This is a genomic window from Stenotrophomonas sp. STEN030 (genome assembly GCF_056759995.1).
This window is the reverse complement of the sequence record NZ_JBRREB010000018.1, coordinates 23,642-48,622: the sequence shown is the minus strand read 5'-3', so window position 1 is coordinate 48,622 and position 24,981 is coordinate 23,642. Positions and strand designations below refer to the sequence as shown.

Annotated in this window: 22 protein-coding genes; 20 read left to right on the top strand and 2 right to left on the bottom strand. The window is 63.8% G+C overall.

Annotated elements, in window-relative coordinates; genetic code table 11:
- The first annotated feature begins 298 nt into the window (after nt 1-298).
- The 19 genes from ACVOLR_RS08320 to ACVOLR_RS08230 all read left to right on the top strand — a co-directional run bounded on the left by ACVOLR_RS08320 (nt 299) and on the right by ACVOLR_RS08230 (nt 21,446).
- Complete coding sequence (locus tag ACVOLR_RS08320) at nt 299-811, top strand: Csu type fimbrial protein (protein ID WP_481536030.1); 513 nt, start codon at nt 299-301, stop codon at nt 809-811.
- A 77-nt stretch (nt 812-888) separates the two neighbouring features.
- Nucleotides 889-1,608 (top strand): fimbrial biogenesis chaperone, encoded by a 720-nt coding sequence (locus ACVOLR_RS08315; protein ID WP_481536029.1) that lies wholly within the window; start codon nt 889-891, stop codon nt 1,606-1,608.
- 13 nt (nt 1,609-1,621) lie between these two features.
- Nucleotides 1,622-3,949, top strand: a complete 2,328-nt coding sequence (locus tag ACVOLR_RS08310) for a fimbria/pilus outer membrane usher protein (RefSeq protein WP_481536028.1) — start codon at nt 1,622-1,624, stop codon at nt 3,947-3,949.
- Nucleotides 3,946-4,953, top strand: coding sequence for a Csu type fimbrial protein (locus tag ACVOLR_RS08305; RefSeq protein WP_481536027.1), 1,008 nt, complete (start codon nt 3,946-3,948; stop codon nt 4,951-4,953). Before ACVOLR_RS08310 ends, ACVOLR_RS08305 begins: the two co-directional genes overlap by 4 nt.
- Nucleotides 4,954-5,257: 304 nt before the next feature.
- Nucleotides 5,258-6,067, top strand: a complete 810-nt coding sequence (rpsB, locus tag ACVOLR_RS08300; protein WP_481536026.1) for a 30S ribosomal protein S2 — start codon at nt 5,258-5,260, stop codon at nt 6,065-6,067.
- A gap of 134 nt (nt 6,068-6,201) precedes the next feature.
- Nucleotides 6,202-7,080 carry a translation elongation factor Ts gene (gene tsf / locus ACVOLR_RS08295; protein WP_481512703.1) on the top strand — a complete coding sequence of 293 codons (879 nt, stop codon included), beginning with the start codon at nt 6,202-6,204 and terminating at the stop codon, nt 7,078-7,080.
- Between the two features lie 159 nt (nt 7,081-7,239).
- The gene (locus tag ACVOLR_RS08290) at nt 7,240-8,745 is read left to right on the top strand and encodes an HDOD domain-containing protein (RefSeq protein WP_481536025.1); all 1,506 of its coding nucleotides are present in this window, start codon (nt 7,240-7,242) and stop codon (nt 8,743-8,745) included.
- 109 nt (nt 8,746-8,854) lie between these two features.
- Entirely contained in the window at nt 8,855-9,583 is a 729-nt protein-coding gene (gene pyrH, locus ACVOLR_RS08285; RefSeq protein ID WP_481536024.1) for a UMP kinase, read from the top strand.
- Nucleotides 9,584-9,658: 75 nt separating this feature from the next.
- Nucleotides 9,659-10,216, top strand: a complete 558-nt coding sequence (gene frr, locus ACVOLR_RS08280) for a ribosome recycling factor (protein ID WP_481512700.1) — start codon at nt 9,659-9,661, stop codon at nt 10,214-10,216.
- Nucleotides 10,217-10,219: 3 nt separating this feature from the next.
- On the top strand, nt 10,220-10,993 hold the full coding sequence (gene uppS, locus ACVOLR_RS08275) for a polyprenyl diphosphate synthase (protein ID WP_481536023.1): 774 nt from the start codon (nt 10,220-10,222) through the stop codon (nt 10,991-10,993).
- Nucleotides 10,990-11,808 (top strand): phosphatidate cytidylyltransferase, encoded by an 819-nt coding sequence (locus ACVOLR_RS08270; RefSeq protein ID WP_481536022.1) that lies wholly within the window; start codon nt 10,990-10,992, stop codon nt 11,806-11,808. The genes uppS and ACVOLR_RS08270 overlap by 4 nt, the downstream gene beginning before the upstream one ends.
- Before the next feature lie 2 nt (nt 11,809-11,810).
- Nucleotides 11,811-13,004, top strand: a complete 1,194-nt coding sequence (locus ACVOLR_RS08265; RefSeq protein ID WP_481536021.1) for a 1-deoxy-D-xylulose-5-phosphate reductoisomerase — start codon at nt 11,811-11,813, stop codon at nt 13,002-13,004.
- A 26-nt stretch (nt 13,005-13,030) separates the two neighbouring features.
- A complete protein-coding gene (gene rseP / locus ACVOLR_RS08260) occupies nt 13,031-14,389 on the top strand; it encodes an RIP metalloprotease RseP (RefSeq protein WP_481536020.1) in 1,359 nt (452 codons plus the stop codon).
- 71 nt (nt 14,390-14,460) lie between these two features.
- Entirely contained in the window at nt 14,461-16,944 is a 2,484-nt protein-coding gene (bamA, locus tag ACVOLR_RS08255; protein ID WP_481536019.1) for an outer membrane protein assembly factor BamA, read from the top strand.
- 357 nt (nt 16,945-17,301) lie between these two features.
- Nucleotides 17,302-18,324 carry a UDP-3-O-(3-hydroxymyristoyl)glucosamine N-acyltransferase gene (gene lpxD, locus ACVOLR_RS08250; RefSeq protein WP_481536018.1) on the top strand — a complete coding sequence of 341 codons (1,023 nt, stop codon included), beginning with the start codon at nt 17,302-17,304 and terminating at the stop codon, nt 18,322-18,324.
- Nucleotides 18,321-18,779, top strand: coding sequence for a 3-hydroxyacyl-ACP dehydratase FabZ (fabZ, locus tag ACVOLR_RS08245; RefSeq protein WP_481536017.1), 459 nt, complete (start codon nt 18,321-18,323; stop codon nt 18,777-18,779). Before lpxD ends, fabZ begins: the two co-directional genes overlap by 4 nt.
- Before the next feature lie 17 nt (nt 18,780-18,796).
- Nucleotides 18,797-19,588 carry an acyl-ACP--UDP-N-acetylglucosamine O-acyltransferase gene (gene lpxA, locus ACVOLR_RS08240; protein WP_481536016.1) on the top strand — a complete coding sequence of 264 codons (792 nt, stop codon included), beginning with the start codon at nt 18,797-18,799 and terminating at the stop codon, nt 19,586-19,588.
- Nucleotides 19,585-20,793 (top strand): lipid-A-disaccharide synthase, encoded by a 1,209-nt coding sequence (gene lpxB / locus ACVOLR_RS08235; protein WP_481536015.1) that lies wholly within the window; start codon nt 19,585-19,587, stop codon nt 20,791-20,793. The genes lpxA and lpxB overlap by 4 nt, the downstream gene beginning before the upstream one ends.
- A 35-nt stretch (nt 20,794-20,828) precedes the next feature.
- Nucleotides 20,829-21,446, top strand: coding sequence for a ribonuclease HII (locus ACVOLR_RS08230; RefSeq protein ID WP_481536051.1), 618 nt, complete (start codon nt 20,829-20,831; stop codon nt 21,444-21,446).
- Between the two features lie 17 nt (nt 21,447-21,463).
- On the opposite strand, the gene ACVOLR_RS08225 is transcribed toward ACVOLR_RS08230, so the two are convergent.
- Entirely contained in the window at nt 21,464-21,919 is a 456-nt protein-coding gene (locus ACVOLR_RS08225) for a hypothetical protein (protein ID WP_481536014.1), read from the bottom strand.
- A 50-nt stretch (nt 21,920-21,969) separates the two neighbouring features.
- Nucleotides 21,970-24,192 carry a winged helix-turn-helix domain-containing tetratricopeptide repeat protein gene (locus tag ACVOLR_RS08220; protein WP_481536013.1) on the bottom strand — a complete coding sequence of 741 codons (2,223 nt, stop codon included), beginning with the start codon at nt 24,190-24,192 and terminating at the stop codon, nt 21,970-21,972.
- A gap of 143 nt (nt 24,193-24,335) precedes the next feature.
- Here ACVOLR_RS08220 and ACVOLR_RS08215 point away from each other — a divergent pair, with 143 nt between their 5' ends.
- The gene (locus ACVOLR_RS08215) at nt 24,336-24,980 is read left to right on the top strand and encodes a hypothetical protein (protein WP_481536012.1); all 645 of its coding nucleotides are present in this window, start codon (nt 24,336-24,338) and stop codon (nt 24,978-24,980) included.
- Nucleotide 24,981 lies beyond the last annotated feature (1 nt).

The window sequence follows — 24,981 nt, the reverse complement described above, 5'->3', positions numbered from 1 at the left end:
ACTCGACCGGGACTTTCCTGACTGGGGGTGCCCGACCAGCGGCTGCCATCCATACTTATGCGAATCGTTAAGGACAGGCATCTGACCACACCGGCCGCCGGCAACGCCTGAGCCACCGGGGAAACCCAGAATTGGTGGCGCAACGTCCCAATTGACTGAACTTAGCAAGATCCCCCGTTCAGGCGAAACTGCCAGCGTGAACACGTGCCAGCGCCGGATTGCCGTGTTTAGCTTTGCGCGCACGCCGACGCCATGTCCCATGGCATCGCCGCTGCCGCCAATCGCCGGGAGAATCAACATGCTCACGCGCACGCTTGTCATCACCGCAGCCAGCATTGCGTTGACCGTATCCGCAGGTCTTACGCAGGCAGCAACCCAGACGGCACAGTTTCAGGTCCGCATCGTCATCACCGAGTCCTGTGACATCCAGACCGTCGCCGCTGGCGACATCGACTTTGGCAGCCTGGCCCGCTCCACCGGCACTCCGGTGGAAGCCCAAGGCACGCTTGAGGTGAACTGCACCAATGGCACCCCCTACACCATCGGCATGAATCCCGGTGCCAATGCCACCAGCACCACGGCTGCCGCCGACAATCGACGCATGAGCGATGGCGCCAGCAACTTCGTCGCCTATGGGCTGTACCGCGATGCCGGGCGGCTGAATTTCTGGGGCGAGGTGATCGGCACCGACACCCTGGCCGGCACCGGCACTGCCAGCGCCCAGACCATTCCGGTCTATGGCCGCGTACCTTCCACCGATGCGCCAGCCGGCAGCTACGGCGACACGGTGATTGCCACGATCACCTACTGAGCCCCGGCCCGATGCAACTGCACCATTGGCGTCCACCCAATATGGCGTCGTGTACCTCAAGGTGGACGGCGTGGGCCATGTTGTTGATGGCACCAATGGCTTGCGCCGGCGATCTGCAGGTCTCGCCCATCCTGATCGAATTCAGCGGTGACGAGCAGGCACAGGCGCTGTGGCTGGAGAACACCGGCGACACCCCCCTGCACGCGCAGGTGCGGGTGCAGCGCTGGACCCAGAGCAATGCAAACGACGTGCTTGAGCCTTCGCAGATGCTGCTGGCACGCCCGGCCATCGTCCAGATCGGCGCCGGCCAGCGGCAACTGGTGCGCGTACTGCGGACGCTGCCGTTACCAGCGCCCGGCGTACAGGAACAGGCCTATCGCCTGCTGGTGGATGAGCTGCCCGGTGCCCAGGCCAAGCCTGCCCAGGGCTTGAACTTCCTGCTTCGCTACTCCATTCCGGCATTCGTACTGCCCGCTGGTGCGATGCCGCGCGAGCGGGCAACCAGAGCCGCGATCGATGCCGCCGAGCTGCGCGCCAACTGGCGGGTGGAGGCCGGCTTGCTGACCCTGAAGGTGCACAACGCAGGTGCACAGCGCGTACGCCTGAGCCAGCTGCGCTGGCTGCCTGAGGACGGCCCACCGATCGAGCTGACGCCTGGTTTGCTTGGCTATGTGCTGGCGGGCCAACACATGCAATGGACCCTGCCGCTACCAACCCCCTTCCCCCTCACCGGCACTTTGCAGGCCAGGCTGAACGATGCCGCCATCCCGCAGCCGCTGCGCTCTGTTGACCTTTGACCTGGCAATGCTCATGGCGAGCAGCTCCTCCATTTACGCTGCTTCACTTGCCCTCACGGATGCAGCACCTACGGCCGCTATCGAACAACCGCAGGAACTGTATCTGGACGTGCAGATCAACCAGAGCAGGGCCAGCCAACTTGCGCGCTTCGTTGTTTCCGGGTCACACCTGTCTACCAGCGCAGCAACCTTGTTGGAACTCGGCCTGAGCCTGCCCGCAGGCGTCGCCAGCGACCAGCCATCCGTTGACCTTGTGCAACTGGCCGACATCAAGATCGACTACGACGCAGCCAATCAACGCCTCGCACTGCAGGTCCCCCTGGCAGCATTGAATCGCCCGCTTGCCCACCTGAGCCTTGCAACCACACCCACCGAGCTTGCAGTCAGCGACAGCAGCCCAGGACTCCTGCTCAACTACGACCTGCATGCGCAACAGCAAAATGGTTTCCGCAGCGTCAGCGGCTTCACCGAACTGCGCCTGTTCGGCGCGGGGCCCGGCATCTGGTCCAGCACCCAGAGCACCCGCCTGGATACTGGCAACGGCAACCCACGCGGCAAAAACACCCGTCTGGACAGCCACTGGCAGCTGGACCTACCCGGTCCGATGCTCAGCCTGAGCGTGGGTGACAGCATAACCGGCGCACTTGATTGGTCGCGCGCTACCCGCATCGGCGGCATACACCTGTCGCGCAACTTTTCGCTACAGCCCTACCGGGTGACCACGCCACTGGCCTCGTTCACTGGTGACGCAGTCCTGCCATCCACGGTTGACCTGTACATCAACGGCATCCGCCAGGCCAGCCGCAGCGTGCAACCCGGGCAGTTCCAGCTGGATACAGCGCCCGCCCTCAATGGCAGCGGCCAGGCACAGCTGCTGCTGACCGATATCAACGGCCAGCAGCGCATGTTGGAATTTGCGCTGTACGGGGCGCCAAAACTGCTGCAGACGGGATTGACTGATTGGTCGCTGGATATCGGCGTGTTGCGCCAGGACTACGGACTGCGCTCCTTCGCCTATGGCGGCAAGCCGATGGCCAGCAGCAGTCTGCGCTATGGCCTGTACAACCAACTGACCATCGAAGCACATGCCGAACTGAGCAAGGACCTGCAACTGGCCGGCGTCGGCGCGGCGGGCCTGCTCGGAAAGCGCGGCGGGATACTGAGCAGTTCTTTCACCAGTAGTCGCGCTGGTGCACTGCAGGGCCGCCAGCAGACGCTCGGCTATCAATGGAACGCACGCGGCTTCAGTGTCTCAGCCAGCACCCAACGGCGCAGCGCGGGCTTCCGCGATACAGCTGCGTTTCTCGCCAATGCCCCCCTGCCGCGACGCACCGAACAGTTTTTTGTGGGCGTGGGCAACGCCTACAGCGGGCAGTTCAGCCTCAGCTATGTCTCCCAGAACTACCCCGGCCAGACGCGTACGCGCCTGGCCGGCCTGGGCTGGTCACGCAATCTGCGCGGCAATGCATGGCTCAGCGCGCAGCTCCAGCACGATCTGGACAACCGCCAGATGGACAGCGCCAACCTCTATTTTTCCCTGCCCTTGGGTCGCCTGACCCAGCTCAGCAGCTCGCTGCGCCACGGCACTGATGGCAATGCGCTCTCAGTGGAAGCAAATCGCAGTTTGCCGGTGGATGCTGGCGGCTGGGGCTGGCGCGCGCAGGCGAGCATGGGCACACGCCGCAGCGCCAGCGCCGAGCTGCGCCATCTTGGCGACGCCGGCCAATGGCGCATCGGCATGGATTACAGCGCCATCGGCGGCACGTTGGCCTACGCCGATACCAACGGCAGCGCCGTGTGGTTCGGCCAAGGTGTGCACCTCCTGCGGCAGGTTGATGACGCCTTCGCCCTGGTCTCCACCAATGGCGTGGCACAGGTGCCGGTGCGACTGGAAAACCGCTTGATCGGCAGCACCGACGCGCATGGCCAATTGCTGGTGACACCGCTGCGCGCCTGGCAGCGCAACCTGATCAGCATCGACACCTTGGACCTGCCGATGGACATGCTGCTGGATGCCCCACAACGGCAGGTAGTACCGGCATCCGGCAGCGGCGCTCGCGTGGACTTCAAGCTTCAGCTCAGCCACCCGACGCGCCTGCTGGTACGCGGCGCAGATGGCAAATGGCTGGGCACCGGCAGCATGGTCATCGTCAAACTTGGCGACCAGACCGTCGCAACTACCGTCGTTGGCCATGACGGCGAGGTGTATCTGCAGGACTCGCCCGCCGGAGCGCTGCTGCACATCACAAGCGACGACGGCACCGATTGCGTGATCGCAGCCCCTATCGCCGCATACCAAGTCGAGCCTGGCGACGCCACGGTGCAGCAGTGCCAGCCATGACCCGAACCAATAAACCCCCGCAGCGATACCTGCACATCACCCGACAACTGATCATGCTGCTACTGATGGCGTGGCCGGCAGCTTCGGTCTGGGCACAGAGCTGCCAGGTGACCCGTAGTCCAAGCATCGATTTCGGCAACGTCTCGCTCACCGCAAACACCACCGCGACCGCCTCCCTCGTCGTCACCTGCCAAGGCCCGCCGGTGTTCGGCACCCAGATAACCGCCTGCATCTTTCCTGGCGAGGGCCTTCCCGGCGGTGTCGCCCCCCGGCGATTGACCAACAACGCGGGCGCGCTGATGAACTACGACCTGTATTCAAACCCGGCCATGACCCAGCTGCTCGGCGCATTTGGCGGCAGCCAGCCGGTCTATGCCATCTCTGTACAGGTGGGGGGGCTAAGCCAACAACAGATCACCTTCAACATCTATGCCCGCGTCCCCGCCGGCCAGGTACTGCCGGCCGCCTACCTGTATGAGAACTTCATTGGAAACTCGATCCTGCGCTACAGCTACGGCTCCCAGCTGCTGCCAGCCGCCACCCCCGAGAATTGCCGCGATGGCACCTTTCCGTTGCTGGGCGGTGCAGGTCAGCAGCAGTTCCTGTTTGGCTCCGTGGCTGCCCGCGTCCCCGAGGCTTGCCTGATCACCGTCGCCTCCGATATGGACTTCGGCAGCACCAGTCGGCTGGATGTCCCACGTGACCAGGCCTCGCTGATCCGGATGCGCTGTGCAACCGATGTCGAATGGACCATGACCCTGAACAACGGCAACAACGCCGCCAGTGGCCAACGGCGGATGGCCTCAAATGGCAATTTCCTGCCTTATGAGTTGTATCGCGACCCGGCCCTGCTTATCCCCTGGGGCGACACCCCTGCCACCGGCGCCAGTGATGTCGGCGAAAACGAGGACGTATCGTTCACGGTCTACGGCCGGGCGTTCCCACAGCCGGCCCCCATTCCAGGCAGTTACAGCGACACGATCACAGTCACACTTACCTATTAAGGCGGCCAGAACCGCCCGCCGACGGGGCAAATTGCGCCCAGCCCAGCCAAGGGCTATACTTCGCCGGCTTTTTCGGGCTCTTGCCCTTTGAAGCGCGCTGACACCGGGCGTCAACCGGTGAATCCTCACCTGTCGCCCCCATCCGTGCCGGGGTGCCCTGTATTACAGGGTTCGGCCACGGAGGCAACAGGGAAGCCCAACCCCGGAACTGTTTGCGCGCTCTATATATAGAAGCCGCGCATCGCAGCATGACCCCAACAAACCGGTCGCGCGCGGTGTCAGTTCCACCATCAGGAGTTTTGCAATGCCCCAGATCACCATGCGTCAGATGTTGGAAGCCGGCGTCCATTTCGGCCACCAGACCCGTTACTGGAACCCGAAAATGGGCCAGTACATCTTTGGCGCCCGCGGCAAGATCCACATCATCAACCTGGAAAAGACCGTCCCGCTGTTCAACGATGCGATGAACTTCATCTCCTCGATTGCACAGAAGCGCGGCACCATCCTGTTCCTGGGCACCAAGCGCAGCGCACGCGAATCCATCAAGGAAGAAGCAGAGCGTTGCGGCATGCCGTTCATGAACCAGCGTTGGCTGGGCGGCACCCTGACCAACTTCGCTACCGTGAAGAAGTCGGTTGCCCGCCTGAAGGAACTGGAAGCCGGTGAAACCGACGGCAGCTTCGACAAGCTGGTCAAGCACGAAGTGCTGGGCCTGCGCCGTGAGCGCGACAAGCTGGAAGCCTCGCTGGGCGGCATCAAGGAAATGAACCGTCTGCCCGACGCTATCTTCGTCATCGACATCGGTCACGAAGACATCGCCATCAAGGAAGCCAAGAAGCTCGGCATCCCGGTGATCGCTGTGGTTGACACCAACTACAACCCGGAACTGGTTGATTACGCCATCCCGGGTAACGACGACGCCATCCGCGCTGTGCAGCTGTACGCTCGCGCCGCTGCTGACGCCGTGCTGGAAGGCAAGGCCGCTACTCCGAACGCCGCCAACGTGCGCGAAGAAGAGTTCGCTGACGCCGCTGCTGGCGAAGAAGCCAAGCCGGCTCGCCGCGCTCCGGCCAAGAAGGCTGCCGCCCCGAAGGGCGACGAGGCTTCGGCCTGATCCACCCCGGCGGGCGCAAGCCATGCGCCCCCCGCCCCTGTACCGGCACCAATGGCGCCGAGCACTGACAGGGCTGCGTAACAACGGCCGGCCATCATGGCCGGCCTACCCCTTTCTATTGATGAGGTAATTCCATGGAAATCACTGCTTCCCTGGTCAAGGAACTGCGCGAGCGCACTGGCGCCGGCATGATGGAGTGCAAGCGCGCTCTGTCCGAGACCAATGGCGACATCGACGCAGCGGCTGAAGCCCTGCGCAAGTCCGGCGCTGCCAAGGCCGACAAGAAGTCCGACCGCGTCACCGCTGAAGGCCGCGTTGGCGTTGCCAGCGAAGGCGGCAAGGCTGTGCTGGTCGAAGTGAACTCGGAAACCGACTTCGTTGCCAACGACGTCAACTTCAAGGCGTTCGTCGACGCCGTCGCCGCTGCCGCCCTGGCTTCTGGCGCCGCCGACGTTGAAGCCCTGAAGTCGGTCAAGCTGGCCAGCGGCGAAACCGTTGAAGAAACCCGCGCCACCGCGATCCAGAAGCTGGGTGAAAACATCCAGATCCGTCGCCTGGTCAAGATCGACGGCGCCAACACCGTTGGCACCTACGTGCACAGCAACGGCAAGATCGGCGTGCTGGTCGAACTGGCTGGCGGCAACGCCGAGCTGGCTTCGGGCCTGGCAATGCACGTGGCCGCGATGAACCCGCCGCACAACAAGGCTGCCGACGTTCCGGCCGACTTCGTTGCAAAGGAAAAGGAAATCGAGCTGGCCAAGATGAGCGAAAAGGAAAAGGCCAAGCCGGCTGAAATCCTTGAGAAGATCATCAGCGGCAAGATCAACAAGATCATCAGCGAAGTGACCCTGTACGGCCAGAACTACGTTCTGGACGGTGACAAGACCGTTGAGCAGGCCGTCAAGGCCGCTGGCGGCGACGTCGTCGGCTTCCAGCGCCTGGCGGTTGGCGAAGGCATCGAGAAGGTGGTGGAAGACTACGCCGCCGAAGTTGCCAAGGCGATGCAGGTCTAAGCACCCGCAGCCCGCAACATCTGAAAAAGCCGCGGATTTCCGCGGCTTTTTCTTTACTGCAAGCTAGCTGCAACTCCGGCTCCCGGCACCGGACTTCAATACCCCGTCTTTGCTTAAGGCATCCTGTATGCTTGCGCCACTGCCGCCTGCTTCCTTGACATGTCCCCCGAGCTCACTGCAGCCCTGTCCCTCTGCCGCAACCTGCCCTCGCCACCGGCCATCGCTGTCCGTTTGATCGAGCTTGCGCAGGATCCGGAAACCGACATCGCCAGCGCTGCCGACGTGATAGCTCTGGATATGGGCTTGAGCGCACGCATGATGCGCATCGCCAATTCTCCGCTTTACGCCAGCCGCCGCCGCATTGAAAACCTTGGGCAGGCATTGACCATGCTTGGCCTCAACGCCACCTTGCAGCTTGCCCTGGGCTTCAGCCTGTCACGCGCATTGCGCGAGGACCAGGGCCACGCACAGCAGTTGGAAGCGGTATGGCGGCGCAGTATTCTCAGCGCACTGGCCGCTCGCTACCTGGGCTTGGCACGCAATGTGCGCCGGGTGGAAGAGTTGATGCTGGCCGGCCTGCTACAGGACATCGGCATCCTGGCCTTGCTGCAACTGCGCAGCGACAGCTACCCAGGCCTGCTTGCCAGCGCCAGCAGCAATGACGAACTACTGGCCCGCGAGCGCACCATCCTGGACTGCAGCCACGCCGATATCGGCGCGCAGCTGTGCGAGCAATGGGGCCTGCCGCCCTACCTAGTCGACGCCATCAGATACAGCGAAGCACCGGCCGAGCCGGTCGACCTGTTCGGCCGCTGCGTCGCCCTGTCTGGAAGCATTGCCGAAATCTGGCTGAGCAAGGATACCGATCAGGCCCGCGACAGCGCCCTGCGCCTGGTGCATGCACAGCTGGAAATGGACAGCAGCCAGTTCGAACTGGTGCTGCAGCAGGTCAGCCAGATGCTGCCTGAGATCAGCGCCCTGTTCGACGTACCAGTGCCCTCGCCTGCACGCATCACCTATCTGCTCGATCACGCCAGCGAACTGATGGCCCTGCGCAACCTGCGCGAGCTGCAGGACGCCAGCGCTGCCAAGCGACGCGCCGACGATTTCGAACAACAGACACGCCGGCTGACCGAACAGGCACATCTGGATGCATTGACCGGACTACTGAACCGACGCCAGCTGGAAGTGGTGCTGGCGCAGGAATTCGACCGCGCCGGCCGTGCCGACCGCCCGTTGTCGGTGGCCTTCATCGACCTGGATGACTTCAAGAAGATCAACGACCAGCACGGCCATCTGGTCGGTGACCAGGTATTGCAGGCGTTCGCAAGCCAGCTGCAGGGTCAGCTGCGCGGCAGCGATACCGTGGCCCGCTTCGGCGGCGAGGAATTCGTGGTGTTGTTCCCCGGCACCAACGAGCAGACCGCGCTGGAAGTTATCCGCCGGGTGCTTGGCGCCATCACCCAGGTCCCGATCGTCACCGTCGCCGACACGCCACTGCATGTGACCTTCTCGGCCGGTGTGGCCACCCATGGCGCATACGAGCGCTTCACCGACATGCGCGACCTGCTCAAGGCCGCCGATGACGTGCTGTACCGCTCCAAAAATCTCGGCCGCAACCGAGTAATTGCCCGCGCGCCGGACATCCACCCCACCGCCTGCTGAACCAGATTGCGATTGACCGGCTTTTTGTCGCTGCGCTGCAACAATAGATGTCACCTGAAACTGCGGCATCCGTTAGAATTCCCGCGTTTTCCAGCCATCTGAGGTCATCATGTCCAAACCCACCTACCGCCGCATCCTGTTGAAACTTTCCGGGGAGGCGCTGATGGGGGATGAGGACTACGGCATCGACCCCAAGGTCATCAACCGACTGGCCCACGAAGTCATCGAGGCCCAGAGCGCAGGCGTTGAAATCGCACTGGTGGTTGGCGGCGGCAACATCTTCCGCGGCGCCGGCCTGGCTGCAGGCGGTATGGACCGCGTCACCGGCGACCACATGGGCATGCTGGCGACCGTCATCAACGCCCTCGCCATGCAGGACGCGCTTGAGAAAGCCGGCGGCAAAGCCCGCGTCATGAGCGCGATCAAGATCAATGACGTGTGCGAGGACTACATCCGCCGCCGCGCCATCCGTCACCTGGAAAAGGGCCGCCTGGTCATTTTCGCCGCCGGCACCGGCAATCCGTTCTTCACCACCGATTCGGGCGCCGCACTGCGCGCGATCGAAATCGGTGCCGACCTGCTGCTGAAGGCCACCAAGGTCGACGGCGTCTACGACAAGGACCCGAACAAGCACGCCGATGCGGTCCGCTACGAGAGCCTGAGCTACGACCAGGTCATCAATCAGGGGCTGGAAGTCATGGACACGGCCGCTTTTGCCCTGGCCCGTGACAGCGACCTGCCGCTGCGCGTTTTCGACATGAGCCAGCCCGGCGAACTGCTGAAAATCCTGCACGGCGAGCACATCGGCACCCTGGTTCACGGCCGCGACGCACACTAACCCACGCCACCGGCGCGGTGGGCAGGGGTAATCGCCTATAATCGGCCGGTTCTAGAAACATCCAGGATTCGGCCGATGATCAACGATATCAAGCAAGATGCGCAGGCGCGCATGACCAAGAGCATTGATGCTCTGCGCCATACCCTTACCACCATCCGCACGGGCCGCGCTTCGCCGGCCCTGCTGGAAGGCATCAAGGTCAAGGCCTACGGCACCGACACCCCCTTGAATCAGGTGGCCAGCATCAGCGTGTCCGAAGGACGCTCGCTGGTGATCACCCTGTTCGACAAGAACATGATCAAGGAAGTGGAAAAGGCCATTTACGCCTCCGACATCGGCATCACCCCCACCACCATGGGCACCGTGATCCGCCTGAACCTGCCGCCGCTCACCGAAGAGCGCCGCAAAGAACTGGCCAAGTCGGTGAGCAAGGAAGGCGAAGAAACCAAGATCGCCATCCGCAACATCCGCCGTGACGCCAACCAGGAAGTAGCCAAGCTGCTCAAGGACAAGGCGATCACCGAGGATGACGACCGTCGCAGCCAGGAAGACATCCAGAAGCTGACCGACAAGGCGATCAAGGACGTCGACGAAGTGGTCAAGCTCAAAGAACAGGAACTGATGGCGGTCTGAGGCGTGTCCTCCGTCCTGCACGACGACACCGCTGCCCCGGCGTTGCCGGGGCACATTGCCATCATCATGGATGGCAATGGCCGCTGGGCGCAGCAACGCCGGCGGCCGCGCATGATCGGCCACCGTGCCGGTGCGCGCGCGGTCAACCGCAGCATCGACTTCTGCCTTGAACGCGGCATCGGCGCGCTGACCCTGTTCGCGTTTTCCAGTGAAAACTGGGGCCGCCCGCAGGAAGAAGTCGATTCGCTGATGAAGCTGTTCCTCGGTGCACTGGACCGCGAAGTGGATGAACTCCACCGTCGTGGCGTGCGCGTGCGCTTCATCGGTGACCGCAGCCGCTTTGCCGGCAGCATCGTCCAGCGCATGGACAAGGCCGAGCAGCGCACCATCGGCAATACCGCGATGACCCTGAGCATCGCCGCCAGTTACGGTGGCCGCCAGGATATTGCGCTGGCTGCACGCGCCCTGGCCGAACAGGTCGCCGCCGGCACCCTGCGCCCCGAGCAGATCGACGAGCAGGCCCTGGGCCAGCACGTAGCGCTGGCCGACATGGCGCCGCCAGACCTGTTCATCCGCACCGGTGGCGATACCCGCATCAGTAATTTTCTGTTGTGGCAGCTGGCCTATAGCGAGCTGTGGTTCACTGACGTGCTGTGGCCGGATGTTGATGCGGCCATCCTTCAACTGGCACTGGATGACTACGCAGGGCGCGAGCGCCGCTTTGGTCTGACCAGCGCCCAGATCGCCGCCAATGCGGCACCGAGCGCACATTCATGACCAAAACCCGTGTGATTGCAGCGCTGATCATGGCCCCGGTGGCCATCTGCGCAATCCTCTTCCTGCCCAGCCAATGGCTGGCTGCCGCTGCCGCGCTGGTGTTCCTGATCGGCCTGTGGGAGTGGCTCAAGCTCACCGGCGTGGTTGGCCTGCCGCGCACCGTGCTGGTGGCGCTGAATCTGCTGCTGATGGTGCTGCTGGTCTGGGCCTCGGACGGCAGCATGGTGCTGTTCCAACTGGCGGCACTGGTCGGCGTCGGCTTCTGGCTATTGGCGTTGCTATGGCTGCGCTTCTTCGACTTTGGCGCGCACGAGGAAAGCAGCGCGCGCATGTTGAAGCTCGCCGCCAGCAGCCTAGCGATCATTCCGGCCTGGGCTTCATTGGTATTGATTCACGCCGGAAGCAACGGCCACCTATGGCTGTTGACCGCGCTGACGCTGGTCTGGGCGGCCGATTCCGGCGCGTATTTCGCTGGCCGCACCTTTGGCAAGCACAAGCTGGCCCCACGCATCAGCCCCAACAAGACCATTGAAGGCCTGCTTGGCGGACTCGTCGCCGGCCTGGTCACCGCTGGCGTATTTGGCTGGTTTGCCGGCGTACAGACCTCACAGTTCGGCTGGCTGATGCTGGTCACCGCGGTGGCGGTGCTGGCCTCGGTGCTCGGCGATCTGTTTGAAAGCCTACTCAAGCGCCATGCCGGCGCCAAGGACTCGGGCCATATCATTCCCGGCCACGGCGGCGTGTTGGATCGCATTGACGGCGTATTGGCTGCCCTGCCGGTGTTTGCACTGGGCAAGGAAATCTTCGGTTTCTGAGTATGTCCACGTCTTCTATACGTCAGGTCGCCATCCTTGGCGCCACCGGCTCCATCGGCACCTCGGCGCTGGATGTGATGGCCCGCCACCCGCAGCAGATGCGCGCCAGCGTATTGGCCGCGGGCAGCAATGTGCAGGCGCTGATCGCACTGTGCCAGCAGCACCGCCCGGATCATGCCGCGATTGCCGACCCGGCGCTGTTCACGCGCCTGCGTGACGGCCTGAAAGACGCCGGACTGACAACCGAAGCGCATGCCGGTCATCAAGCCATCGATGCACTGGCCGCCAGCGACTGCTGCGACACCGTCGTGGCCGCCATTGTTGGCGCCGCCGGACTGTCTTCAACGCTCGCCGCCGCCCGCGCCGGCAAGCGCCTGCTGCTGGCCAACAAAGAGTCGCTGGTCCTGGCCGGCGAGCTGCTGACCCGCGAGGCCGCCAACGCGGGCGCCGAGATCATCCCGATCGACAGCGAGCACAACGCCATCTTCCAATGCCTGCGCTCGCGCGATGCGCGGCTGGAAGCCGGTGTCCGCCGCATCATCCTGACCGCCTCCGGTGGTCCGTTCCGCGGTCGCAGCCGTACCGAACTGGAATCGGTGACCGTGGCACAGGCGGTTGCCCACCCGAAGTGGTCGATGGGCCCGAAGATCTCGGTCGATTCGGCGACGTTGATGAACAAAGGGCTGGAAGTCATCGAAGCCCATCACCTGTTCAACGTGCCCGGCGCGCGCATCGACGTGCTGGTCCACCCGCAGAGCCTGGTGCACTCGCTGGTCGAGTTCATCGACGGCTCGACCCTGGCCCAGCTTGGCCTGCCGGACATGCGCACCACTCTGGCCGTGGGTCTGGGCTGGCCGCAGCGGATCGAATCGGGTGTCGGCGGACTGGATCTGTTGACGCAGGGCCGGCTGGATTTCGAGGCGCCGGACATGGACGCCTTCCCCTGTCTGCGCCTGGCCTGGCAGGCGATGGAGGCCGGCGGCAGCGCCCCGGCAATCCTGAACGCCGCCAACGAAGTGGCAGTTTCAGCGTTTCTTCAGGAGCGCATAGGCTTCCTGTCGATCCCGGCACTGGTAGAGCACACCCTGTCTACCCTGCCTTACGTGGCGGCCGATACACTGGACGTCCTGTTGGCAGCTGACGCTCAGGCCCGCCATATCACCGAAACCGCGATTGCCCGCCTGCCGAATGTCTGAATTCACCTCAAAACCGAGCTGTGCCCATGGCTGATTTTTTGGGGTCTGTGTGGTGGATGATCGTCAGCCTTGGCGTGCTGGTGACCTTCCATGAATTCGGCCACTACTGGGTCGCCCGTCGCTGCGGGGTAAAGGTATTGCGCTTCTCGGTGGGCTTCGGCAAGCCACTGTGGAGCCGCCGCAACCGCAACGGCACCGAGTTCGTGATCGCCGCGATTCCACTCGGCGGCTACGTGAAGATGCTCGACGAGCGTGAAGTCGATGTCCCGGCCGCTGAACGCGCCGTCGCCTTCAACAACAAGACCGTCTGGCAGCGCATCGCCATTGTCGCCGCCGGCCCTGCCGCCAATCTGATCCTGTGCATCGCCCTGCTGTGGGCGATGTTCGTGATTGGCCGCCAGGACTACTCGGCCACTATCGGGCGCACCAGCGGCTTGGCCGCGCAGGCCGGCTTTGTCGCCGGCGACCGCATCCTGGCCGTGGAAGACCGCAACGTCGATACCTGGGCCGAGGCCAGCATGGCCTTCACCACCGCAGCCATGGACCGCCAGGATGCGCACGTGCGCGTGCGCGATGTGCTCGACAACGAGCGCACGCGGGTGTTGCCGCTGTCGCAGCTGCCGGCGGGCTTTGATGAACGCCAGGTACCTGCACAGGCGGGCTTCATCTGGCAGTTCTGGTTGCAACCGGCACAGGTTGACTCGGTTTCGGCCGACTCGGCTGCCACCGGCCTGCTGCAGCCGGGTGACCTGATCCTGGCCGTCGACGGCGAGCGCGTGGACAGTGCCGACCAGGTTACGCCGTTGATCCAGCAACTGGGTCAGCGCGGCGGCCCGGGCATGGTCGAGGTCGAGCGCAACGGCGAGCGGCTGGCACTGGAGCTGACCCCACAGGCCGGCCAAGGCCCGGATGGCAAGCCGCGCTGGCTGATCGGGGTCGGTTTTGCCACCAACCAGGCCCCCGTTTACGACGCCCGCCAGCAATACGGCGTACTGGCCGCGCTGCCCGCTGCAGTGCGCGAAACCGGCAAATTGGCAGCAGATTCGCTGGGCATGATGCGCCGCATGCTGACCGGCCACGCCTCGGTAAAGAACATTTCCGGGCCGATCACCATCGCCCGCGTCGCCAACGCCTCGGCTGAACGCGGGCTGGATTGGTTCCTGTATTTCCTGGCTTTGCTGTCGCTGAGCCTGTGCATCATCAACCTGCTACCCATCCCAATCTTGGACGGCGGGCACCTGCTGTATTACCTTATCGAGTTGGTCAAGGGCAGCCCGCTTAGCGAGCGTGCCATGGCTGCCGGCCAATTCATCGGTCTGGCACTGCTGGCCGGGCTGATGGGACTGGCGTTCTACAACGACATCCTCAGCTTGGTTCCGCGATGAACTTTTTCCCGTTGTCGCCGTCTTACGCCGGCACCCACGCATTATCGAAATCGACTCCAACCGGACGTGATATGACGCGACTTCCCAATCGCCGCTTGCTGGCCCTCGCACTTGCTGCTGGTCTGGCCCTGCCTGTGCTCGCACAGGCAGCCGAGCCCTTTACCGCCAGCGACATCCGCGTGGACGGCCTGCAGCGCATTTCCTCCGGCACCGTGTTCACCTACCTGCCGGTGGAACGCGGCGACGTGGTTGACGACGCCAAGACCGGCGACACCATCCGCGCCCTGTACAAGACCGGCTTCTTCGAAGACGTGCAGCTGGACCGCCAGGGCGACATCCTGGTCGTCACCGTCAAGGAACGCCCGGCGATCAACAAGTTGACCGTGACCGGCAACAAGGACATCAAGAGCGAGCAGCTGCTCAAGGGCCTGAGCGACATCGGCCTGAGCGAAGGCGGCACCTTTGACCGTCTGAGCCTGGACCGCGTGACCCAGGAACTGCGCAGGCAGTACAACGACCGCGGCAAATACAACGTGGAAATCACCCCGACGGTGAGCCCGCTGGACCGTAACCGCGTCGACGTTGCCATTGCCGTCAAGGAAGGCAAGGCAGCCAAGATCCGCCACGTCAACCTGATCGGCACCGAGAAGTTCGAGGCCACGGACATCCTGGACATGTGGGAATCCAAGGAGCACAACTGGGCCTCGTGGTACCGCCGCGATGACCAGTACTCCAAGGAAAAGCTGTCCGGCGATCTGGAAAAGCTCAACTCCTGGTACCTGGACCGTGGCTACGTCGACTTCAGCATCGACTCCACCCAGGTCTCGATCAGCCCGGACAAGCGCGACATGTTCGTCACCGCCGGCGTGACCGAGGGTGAGCAGTACAAGATTTCCGACATCAAGGTCACCGGCGACACCATCCTGCCGCAGGAAGATGTGGAGAAGATGGTCATCCAGAAGTCGGGCGACACGTTCTCGCGCGCCCTGCTGGAGTTCAGTGCTGACGGCATCACCAACAGCCTGTCCAACGTTGGCTATGCCTTCGCCAAGGTCAATCCGATCCCGACCAGCAACCGCGCCGACCGTACCGTGGCGGTGAACATGCAGGTGGTACCGGGCCCGCGCGTGGCCGTGCGCCGCATCGTGTTCAGGGGCAACTCGCGTACCAGCGACGAGGTCTTGCGTCGTGAAATGCGCCAGTTCGAGAACAGCTGGTATTCGCAGGCTGCGATCGACCGTTCCAAGATCCGTCTGCAACGCCTGGGCTACTTCGAGTCGGTCGACGTCGAAACCCAGCCGGTCACCGGCAGCAACGACCAGGTGGACGTGGTCTACAACGTCAAGGAAACCACCTCCGGCAGCTTCGTGTTCGGCCTGGGCTATTCGCAGTCCTATGGCATGACCACCTCGGTGCAGCTGTCGCAGAACAACTTCCTCGGTGGCGGCAACCGCGTGTCGGTTGAAGCATCGCGCAGCAGCTACCTGCAGCGTTATGGCTTCAGCTACACCAACCCCTACTTCACCGACGACGGCGTCTCGCTGGGTTACAACCTGTCCTGGCGCGAGCTCGATTACTCCGACTTCAACACCGCGCAGTACAACAGCACCAACGGTTCGGCGCAGGTGGTGTTCGGCATTCCGATCACCGAGAACGATGCGTTCTCGCTGATGTTCGGCATCGACAGCAACCAGATCACCACCTATCAGGGTTACACCCCGAAGGCGATCATCGATTACATCGATGCGGTGGGTACGCGCACCTTCCATTCCTGGCGTTCAGAGCTGGGCTGGGCACGCGACACCCGTAACGACTACTTCATGCCGACCCGCGGTACCTACCAGCGCCTCGGCCTGGAAGCGACGTTGCCGGGCTCGACGGTTGAGTACTACAAGCTGAGCTATCAGTTCTCCAAGTACTGGCCGATCATCCCGTCATTGGTGATCAACACCCGCCTGGAACTGGGCTACGGCGATTCGTACGGCAGCGACAAGGTCCGCGATATCTGCTGGAACGATATCCCCGGCACCCCGGGTACCCCGGGCACGCCAGCCACCCCGACTACTCCGGCGGTACCGGCCGTCCCCGGCACCATCGGCACCACCCAGGTTGTGGACTGCGGCAGCAACCCGACTGCCAACCACCGTCAGGTCAAGGCGACCGGCCTGCCGTTCTTCGAAAACTTCTACGCCGGCGGCACCAACTCGGTTCGTGGCTTCGAAGACAACACCCTGGGCCCGCGCTCGGAAATCATCGGCGGCTACTACAACGGCCAGCCGCTGGGTGGTTCGGTGAAGACGGTGGGCTCGATCGAAGCCTACTTCCCGAAGCTGTTCGACAGCCCGTCGGCACGCGTTTCGGCGTTCTTCGACTTCGGTAACGTCTACAACGGCACCAGCAACTTCAAGGCCAACGAGCTGCGCGCTTCGGCCGGTGTCGCCCTGTTGTGGCGCGCCCCGGTCGGCCCGATCTCGATCAGCTATGCCTTCCCGTTGAAGAAGGAAGATGGCGACGAGATCGAGCGCCTGCAGTTCACCTTCGGTGGTCAGTTCTGACGAACTGACCCGCTGACCCGGGTGAAGCCCGGGTACCGGATGTCATGCCGCAGGCATGACATCCGGGCGCGCTTCGGTCCACCGATTCCCCGCGCCTGTCGGCGCGCCCCCTTTACCAAAGGGGGCTCTCCACCAGAATTACCGCATGAACCAGCCCCGGGTGCGATTCACTCCCGGGGTTTGCTTTTACGGAGCACTCACATGCGCTCCGTGCAACGGGACCGTCCCGTCAACGCCGTGCTGCTCCCCCGGAACACCTGCACTTCGGGCGATCCGCCTACCCCGCTGCCCTTGCCCTGCAAGGGTGATAACGTCCGTTCGCATGACCGCCATCGGCGCACACGGTAAACTTGCTGCGTGAATACTCCTACCTATACCGCTCAGGAACTTGCCGACCGTTTCGGTCTGCAGGTGCACGGTGACCCGTCGGTTGCCATCCATGGTGTTGCCACGTTGGCGCATGCCGGCCCCGGGCAGCTGACCTTCCTGGCCAATCCGCGCTACCGGGCCCAGCTGGCCGACAGCAAGGCGTCCATCGTGCTGCTGCGCGCCGATGACGCCGAGGCCGCGCCGGGCACCGCCTTGATCGCCAAGGACCCTTACACCACGTTCGCCAAGATCGGCGCGCTGTTCGAAACCGTGCCAGTACGCGAGCCCGGCATCCACCCCAGCGCGGTCATCGACCCCAGCGCGACGGTGGCGGCCAGCGCCCATATTGGCCCGCACGTCTGCATCGGCGCGCGCAGTGTGATCGGCGAAAGCTGCATCATCGGCGTCGGCAGCATCATCGGTGACGACTGCGTGGTCGAAGCCGGCACTGAACTGCTGGCCCGCGTCACCCTGGTTGCCCGGGTCAAGCTGGGCAAGCGCGTGCGCATCCATCCAGGCGCCGTACTCGGTGCCGAAGGCTTCGGCCTGGCGATGGACAATGGTCACTGGATCAAGGTGCCGCAGCTGGGCGGCGTGCGCATCGGCGACGATTGCGAAATCGGCGCCAATACCTGCATCGACCGCGGCGCACTGGAAGACACCACGCTGGACGAAGACGTGCGCGTGGACAACCTGGTGCAGATCGCCCACAACGTACAGATCGGCGCGCACAGCGCCATCGCAGGCTCCACCGGCATTGCCGGCAGCGCCAAGATCGGCCGCTACTGCCTGCTCGGCGGCGCCGTTGGCGTGGTTGGCCACCTGGAAATCTGCGACCACGTCGTCATCACCGGCAAGTCGGTGGTGCGCAACTCGATTACCGAACCGGGCGAATACTCGTCAGGTACCCCTTTGACCGACAACCGCACGTGGCGCAAAAACGCCGCGCGCTTCAAGCAGCTCGATTCGCTGGCACGGCGCATCCTGGCTGTGAGCAAGGAGAAAGAATGAACGCACCACTGCAGATGCCCATCGACGTCAACACCATCCAGACGTTGATCCCGCACCGCTACCCGTTCCTGCTGGTCGACAAGGTTGTCGACCTGGATGTGGACGCCAAGCGCATCGTCGCGCACAAGAATGTCACCATCAACGAGCCCTACTTCCAGGGTCACTTCCCGGGTCAGCCGATCATGCCCGGCGTGCTGATCATCGAAGCGCTGGCGCAGGCCGGTGGCGTGCTGACCCAGCTCAGCCTTGGCCGTGATGCGCAGTCCAAGCTGTTCTATCTGGTCAAAGTCGACAACGTGCGCTTCATGAAGCAGGTGGTGCCGGGTGACGTGCTGGAACTGCATGTGCAGGTCAAGCGCATGATCCGCAACATGGCGGTCTACTACGGCGAAGCCAAGGTGGATGGTGAAATCGTCGCACACGCCGAAGTGCTGTGCGCCGGCACCCGCGAATAATCTGCCTGGAGCACACGATGAGCGATAGCGCCCCCCTGATTCACCCGACCGCAGTCATCGATCCTTCGGCCAAACTTGGCCAAGGCGTGCGCGTGGGTGCATTCACCCTGATCGGCGCCGACGTCGAGATTGGTGACGGCACCGAAGTGGGGCCACATTGCAGCATCCACGGTCCGACCCGGATCGGCCGCGACAATCGTTTCATCGGCCACGTTGCGGTCGGCGGCGAGCCGCAGGACAAGAAGTTCGCCGGTGAACGCACTGAGCTGGTGATCGGCGATCGCAATGTGTTCCGCGAGTTCGTCACCCTCAGCCGCGGCACCGTCGGTGGCGGTGGCGTGACCACCATCGGCAACGACAACTGGATGCTGGCTTACGTGCATGTCGCCCACGACTGCCACGTGGCCGACCATTGCGTGTTCTCCAACAACACCACGCTGGCCGGGCACGTCTCGGTCGGCAACTGGGTGATCATCAGCGGCTTCGCTGGTGCCCACCAGTTCTGCCGCATCGGCGACCATGCCTTCCTCGGCATGGGTGCACTGGTCACCGGCGATATCCCGCCGTTCACCATGGTCGGCATCGATGGTCATGGCCGTCCGCGTGGCATCAACAGCGAAGGCCTGAAGCGTCGCGGCTTCGACGCCGAGCGCATCAGCGCCATCAAGCGCGCTTACCGCACCATCTACGTGGCCGGCGTGCCGTTGGCCGAAGCCAAGCTGGCACTGGCTGAGCAGGCGCAGAGCAGCGATGACGTCAAGCAGATGCTGGACTTCATCGAGCACGGCGAGCGTCCGCTGCAGCGATGAGCGCTGTGACCCAGGACTCCAGATCGGCGCTTGGCCGCAAGCCGCGCATCGCGCTGGTTGCCGGCGAGGCGTCGGGCGATCTGCTCGGCGCCGGCCTGATCAATGCCCTGCGTGCACGTTACCCCGATGCCGAATTTGCCGGCATCGGCGGCGATGCAATGCGCCATGCCGGCTGCGAGACCTGGTTTGATGCCAGCGAGCTGGCGCTGATGGGGCTGGCTGAAATCCTGCGCCATCTGCCGCGCCTGCTGAAGCTGCGCAAGGAATTCCGCCAGCGCGTGCTCGACTGGCAACCGGATGTATTCATCGGCATCGACGCACCGGATTTCAATCTGGGCGTGGAAAAGTGGCTCAAGCAACGCGGCCTGCGCACCGTGCACTACGTCAGCCCTTCGGTCTGGGCCTGGCGCGAAAAGCGTGCGGAAAAGATCGGTGCCAGCGCTGATCTGGTGCTGTGCCTGTTCCCGATGGAACCGCCGATCTATGCCCGCCACGGCATCGACGCGCGCTTCGTCGGCCATCCGATGGCGGATGAAATCCCGCTACACAGTGATCGCACGGCAGCACGGCAAACACTGGACATTCCCGAGCAGGCAAAGCTGCTCGCGGTACTGCCCGGCAGTCGCCTCGGCGAAGTAAGCCGACTCGGCCCGCCGTTCTTTGCCGCCGCCTGGCAGCTGTGCGAACAAGACCGCGGCCTGCATATCGTCGTGCCCGCGGCCAATGCCAAGTGCAAGGCGATGATCACCGAGCAGATCCGCAGCGCGGCGCTCCCCAGCGCGCGCCTGCACCTGCTCGATGGCAAGGCACGCGAAGCGATGATTGCCGCAGACGTGGTGATGCTGGCCTCTGGCACCGCCACGCTGGAAACCATGCTGGTCAAACGACCGATGGTGGTGGGCTACCGCGTGGCCGAACTCACCTATCGCATCGTCAAGGCGCTGGGCCTGATCAAGGTCAATCGCTTTGCCCTGCCCAATGTATTGGCCGGCAAGGACCTGGCCCCGGAGCTGATCCAGCACGAATGCACGCCAGACAATCTGGCCGCCGCAGTACGTAACTGGTTTGAGCATCCCGATTGCGTCAGCGGCCTGCAGGACGACTACCAGCAACTGCACCAGCAACTGCGCCAGGATGCCTCGGCACGCGCCGCCGATGCGGTCGCCGGGCTGCTGCAGACACCGCTCAAGCAAGGCCAACCGTGACCACCAGACGTACTCCCAAGGCAGCGGATGTCTCGCTGTCCTTGTTTGACGACGCTGCCTTGCTCGCACGACAAGCCCCGCGTCTGGTCGCCGGTGTCGACGAGGCCGGGCGCGGCCCACTGGCCGGCCCGGTCGCGGTAGCGGCCGTGGTGTTCGATCCCGAACGCCCCCGCATCAACGGCCTGGACGACTCCAAGGCATTGACCGCACTACGCCGCGATCAGCTCTACGACCGCATCATCGAACGCGCGTTGGCTTACAAGATCGTGATGGTCGACGTGGCCGAGATCGATAGCCTCAATATCTTCCAGGCCACCATGCAGGGCATGCGCCTGGCAGTGGAAGGGGTGGCGCATGTGGCCGAATTCGCCCGCATCGATGGCAACAAGATTCCCAAGGGCCTGCCCTGCCCGGCTGAAGCACTGGTCGGTGGCGATGCCATCGACCGCAGCATCATGGCCGCATCGATCCTGGCCAAGGTCAGCCGCGACCGCTTCATGCTGGAGCTGCACCAGCAGCATCCCGAGTACGGCTTCGACCAGCACAAGGGTTATGGCACACCTTTCCATATGGCCGCGCTGCGCGCACATGGCCCCTGCCCGCAGCACCGGCGCAGCTTCGCCCCGGTCCGTGCGAGCCTCCAAGCATCCTGAACCACGCGGCGCGCCCGTCAACGCGGCATGATCTTGATCCCTGGATCGAGATGGGTTGAACCGATACGTACGTCGTACTTGATATCTTGCTCGGCTTTCACGTCCTTGGCGACGATCTCTACTGCCTGTCGCCGTCCCATGCGCTGGGAACGAAAGTCCGTTGGCGCTCCACCAGCCTGCGTGCGGTGATTCGGGGCATCAACCGGGGACTCGGCGAACGCCAGCTCGAAAGGATCCAACACATTCTCTTTGGTGCGCCATAGCACGCGGGTTCCGCTGCGCACGACACAGACCTCCGGAACGATGATCGGCCCGCTCGGGCCAACCAGCACGTCCACATAGACAAGCTTGACCATCTGCGCCGGGGGCCTCGCCGGGCACTGCACAGCATCGTTTGGCAGCGGTGGCGACCGCGTGGCACACGCAGCGACGCCAGCAGAAAGGGCAATACAGACCAACACTCTGTAGTTCATGACGACCACTCCTCGCTGAGGTCCGCCGCCACGGACGGGAAAACCGGTACTTACTCTGCACGCACACCGCTGCCGACCAGCGCGTAACGCTGCAGCGACAGCAAGGCATCGATGCGCTGCTGCGGAATGCCCTGCTTCAATGCGCTTTCAACGCAGTTGTGCGCACCTGGCTTGTCGCCGAGCAGGGTCAAGGTCTGCGCACACCACAACGCGACCTCGGCTGCCTGCGTGCCCAGCGAGCGGGCAGCCTGCAGATCCTGCAGCGCGCGTGCACGCTCGCCCAGGTTGGCCCGATACCACGACAGCAAGGCCAAGGCATAGGCATCATCGCGGCGGACATCGACGTATTGCTGCGCCAGACGCGCAGCGCGCAGATACGGCGCCTGCGCCTGTGCCGCGGTTGCAGGTGCGGCGGCCAGGGCATCGGCCAGATTGCCCCAATGCAGATAGTCTTCCGGCTCCAACACCGTCGCCTGCTGGAACAACTCCGCAGCGAGCGCGTATTCGCCGTGATCGAATTTCATCGTGCCCAGATTGGTCAAGGCACCGGCATTGGGCTCAATCGACAAGGACATGTTGAACGCATGCCCGGCCTGCACGGTGTCACCCTGCGCAAGATACAAGCCACCCAGGCTGCCCCATAGCCGACTGTCTTCCGGTTGCAGTACGGTGGCGGTGACAAACGCATCGATCGCCTTGGGCACGTCGCCGCGCAGCCAATGGTGGTAACCCAGCAGGCGATAGATCTGCGCATCACTGGGCCGCGCTGTGATGGCTTGCTGGAACGATTGCAGCGCCTGCTGCTCCTTGCCGAGCGCGGCGTAGGTGCGTGCCTGTCCAACCAGACCGTCGGCGCGCAGCGCAGGATCATCGATGACCTGCTGGTACAGCTGTAGCGCCTGCTCGTTCTGGCCGCTGACGCGGGCGATTTCCGCCATTGCCAGGCTCACCTCGCGCAAGCCGGGGTCCATCGCCTGCGCACGCGCGCAGGCCTGGCGTGCACGCTCAAACGCGCCTGCGTCACTGACTCCCTCCAGCCGCGCGATCTGCGCGCGACAGATGCCGGCCTGGGCCCGCGCGAAGTGCGGATCAATCGCCAGCGCCTGTGCAAACGCCGCCATCGCCCGCTCATTGCCGGCCTCGCCGATTGGCCGCTGCAGCAAAGCCAGACCGCGCAGATAGGCGTCGTAAGCGTTGACGTCGTTGGTCGGGCTCAAACGCTGCGCAACCCCGGAGGTCTTTCCGGGCAGGTGACCAAGCAAGGCGTGCACAACCTTGTTCGCAATCTCACCCTGCAGCGCGAATACATCATTGATCTCCCGATCATAGGTTTCCGCCCACAAGGTAAATCCGGTATTGGTATCGGATAGACGTGCACTGATACGCACCCGCCCGCCCTCGCGACGCACGCTTGCATCCAGCAGTGTCGCCACACCCAGACGGCGCCCGATCCGGCGCACGTCGTCACCGTCGCTATCGCTGCCGGCGGGAACCGCGAGTTGTCGCGCGGCCACTTTCAGGCCCGGCACATTGGTCAGGGCATCGTGCATTTCCACCGCCAGACCATCGGCAAAGTAACGATCGGCGGCATCGTCGCTGAGGCTGCTGAATGGCATCACCGCAATCGAAGCACCGGCCACAACCGGCGTGCGGCTCCACCACCAGTAGCCCGCACCCAACAGCAGCAGCAACAGCGCACAGCCGATCAGGAACGCGCGTGAGCGCATCCACGCCGGTAGCGATAACTTCGGCGCCTCCCGCCACCAGCGCGACAATCGCCGTTCTGGCGGCGACTGCGACTCGGCATGCGGATCAATATCCGCAGCCATGTGCTCGGCCAGTTCAGCAACTGCAACAGGCAGCTCCATCGCAGGCGAAGCGGGAATCGCTTCAACCGCCGATGCGGATGAAGCCGTGCCCTCCGGCAGCAACAACTTGCCAATGAAGCGGTAACCCAGGCCGTGCTGGGTCTGGATGTAACGCGGCTCATGCGAGTGGTCGTCCAGCACCGAACGTAACTGCGCGATGGCCCGGGTCAGCACACCTGGCGTCACATGCCGATGGCCCCAGACAGCATCCAGCAACTGGTCGCGTACCAGCAATTCATCGGCATGCCGAAGCAGCATCAACAACACGGCGAATGCTTTTGGCTCCAGCGATTGGTACTGGCCGTCACGGCTGAGCGTATGCGCCAGCGCATCCACCACGATGCCGTCGAAACGGTAGCGTTCGACCGGTTGTGCTGTGTCACCTGGGTCTTCGACCGCACCCATCGGCAAGCCCTCATGAATTCCTCAGAAACCAGCGCAATGACTGTCTGAAGGCTCCGCCCGCCATCATGACCAATGCTACGCCCAAGCGGATGCTGGCGCTGCGTTCTCCCCTCCCGGACGCCCCCACCCGCAGGAGCACCACCATGTACGCCATCGACCCCCGCCTTCCGCTGCCGCAGGTTCTGGACCAGTACCCGAGCGGCCTCCCCCACCGTCGCAGCCATGTGAACGAATACGTGTTGGTTCCGCGTGAAGTGGAACACTTCAATCGCCTGTTGGCCCGCCTAGGTCGCATCCAGCCGCCACTGCAGACCGACCAGCTGGCCACTGCGGCCCGCAACCTGAACAACGCCGCCCTAGACGACGTCGCTTCGCCCTGCATCGAGCAACGGATGCGCCACGCCCACCTGCTGGAACAGCTGCTGCAGGAGACCGACTGGGAGCCCGCCGCCGAGGTGAGCTGCGAGCTGCATATGGTCATTGCCTATCTGCACGCCAGCCACCAGCTGATCCCTGACACGGTTCCCGGTGTCGGCCAGCTGGACCAGGCCATCGTGATCGACACCGCCTGGCCAAAACTGGCCGCTGAAGTGGCCAACTTCCTCGACTACCAGCGCCTGCGCCAGCTGGAGGCCGAACGCCAGGGCCGCGGCTACCATGACATCGCCTTCAACCGCCGCAGCTGGCTGGAACTGCGTGAGATCGAAGCTCGTCTACACGAGCACCAGCGCCGGGTGCGTGAAAGCAGCTACGCACCTGAACCGCTCAGCTACTTCCGCATCCACTGAC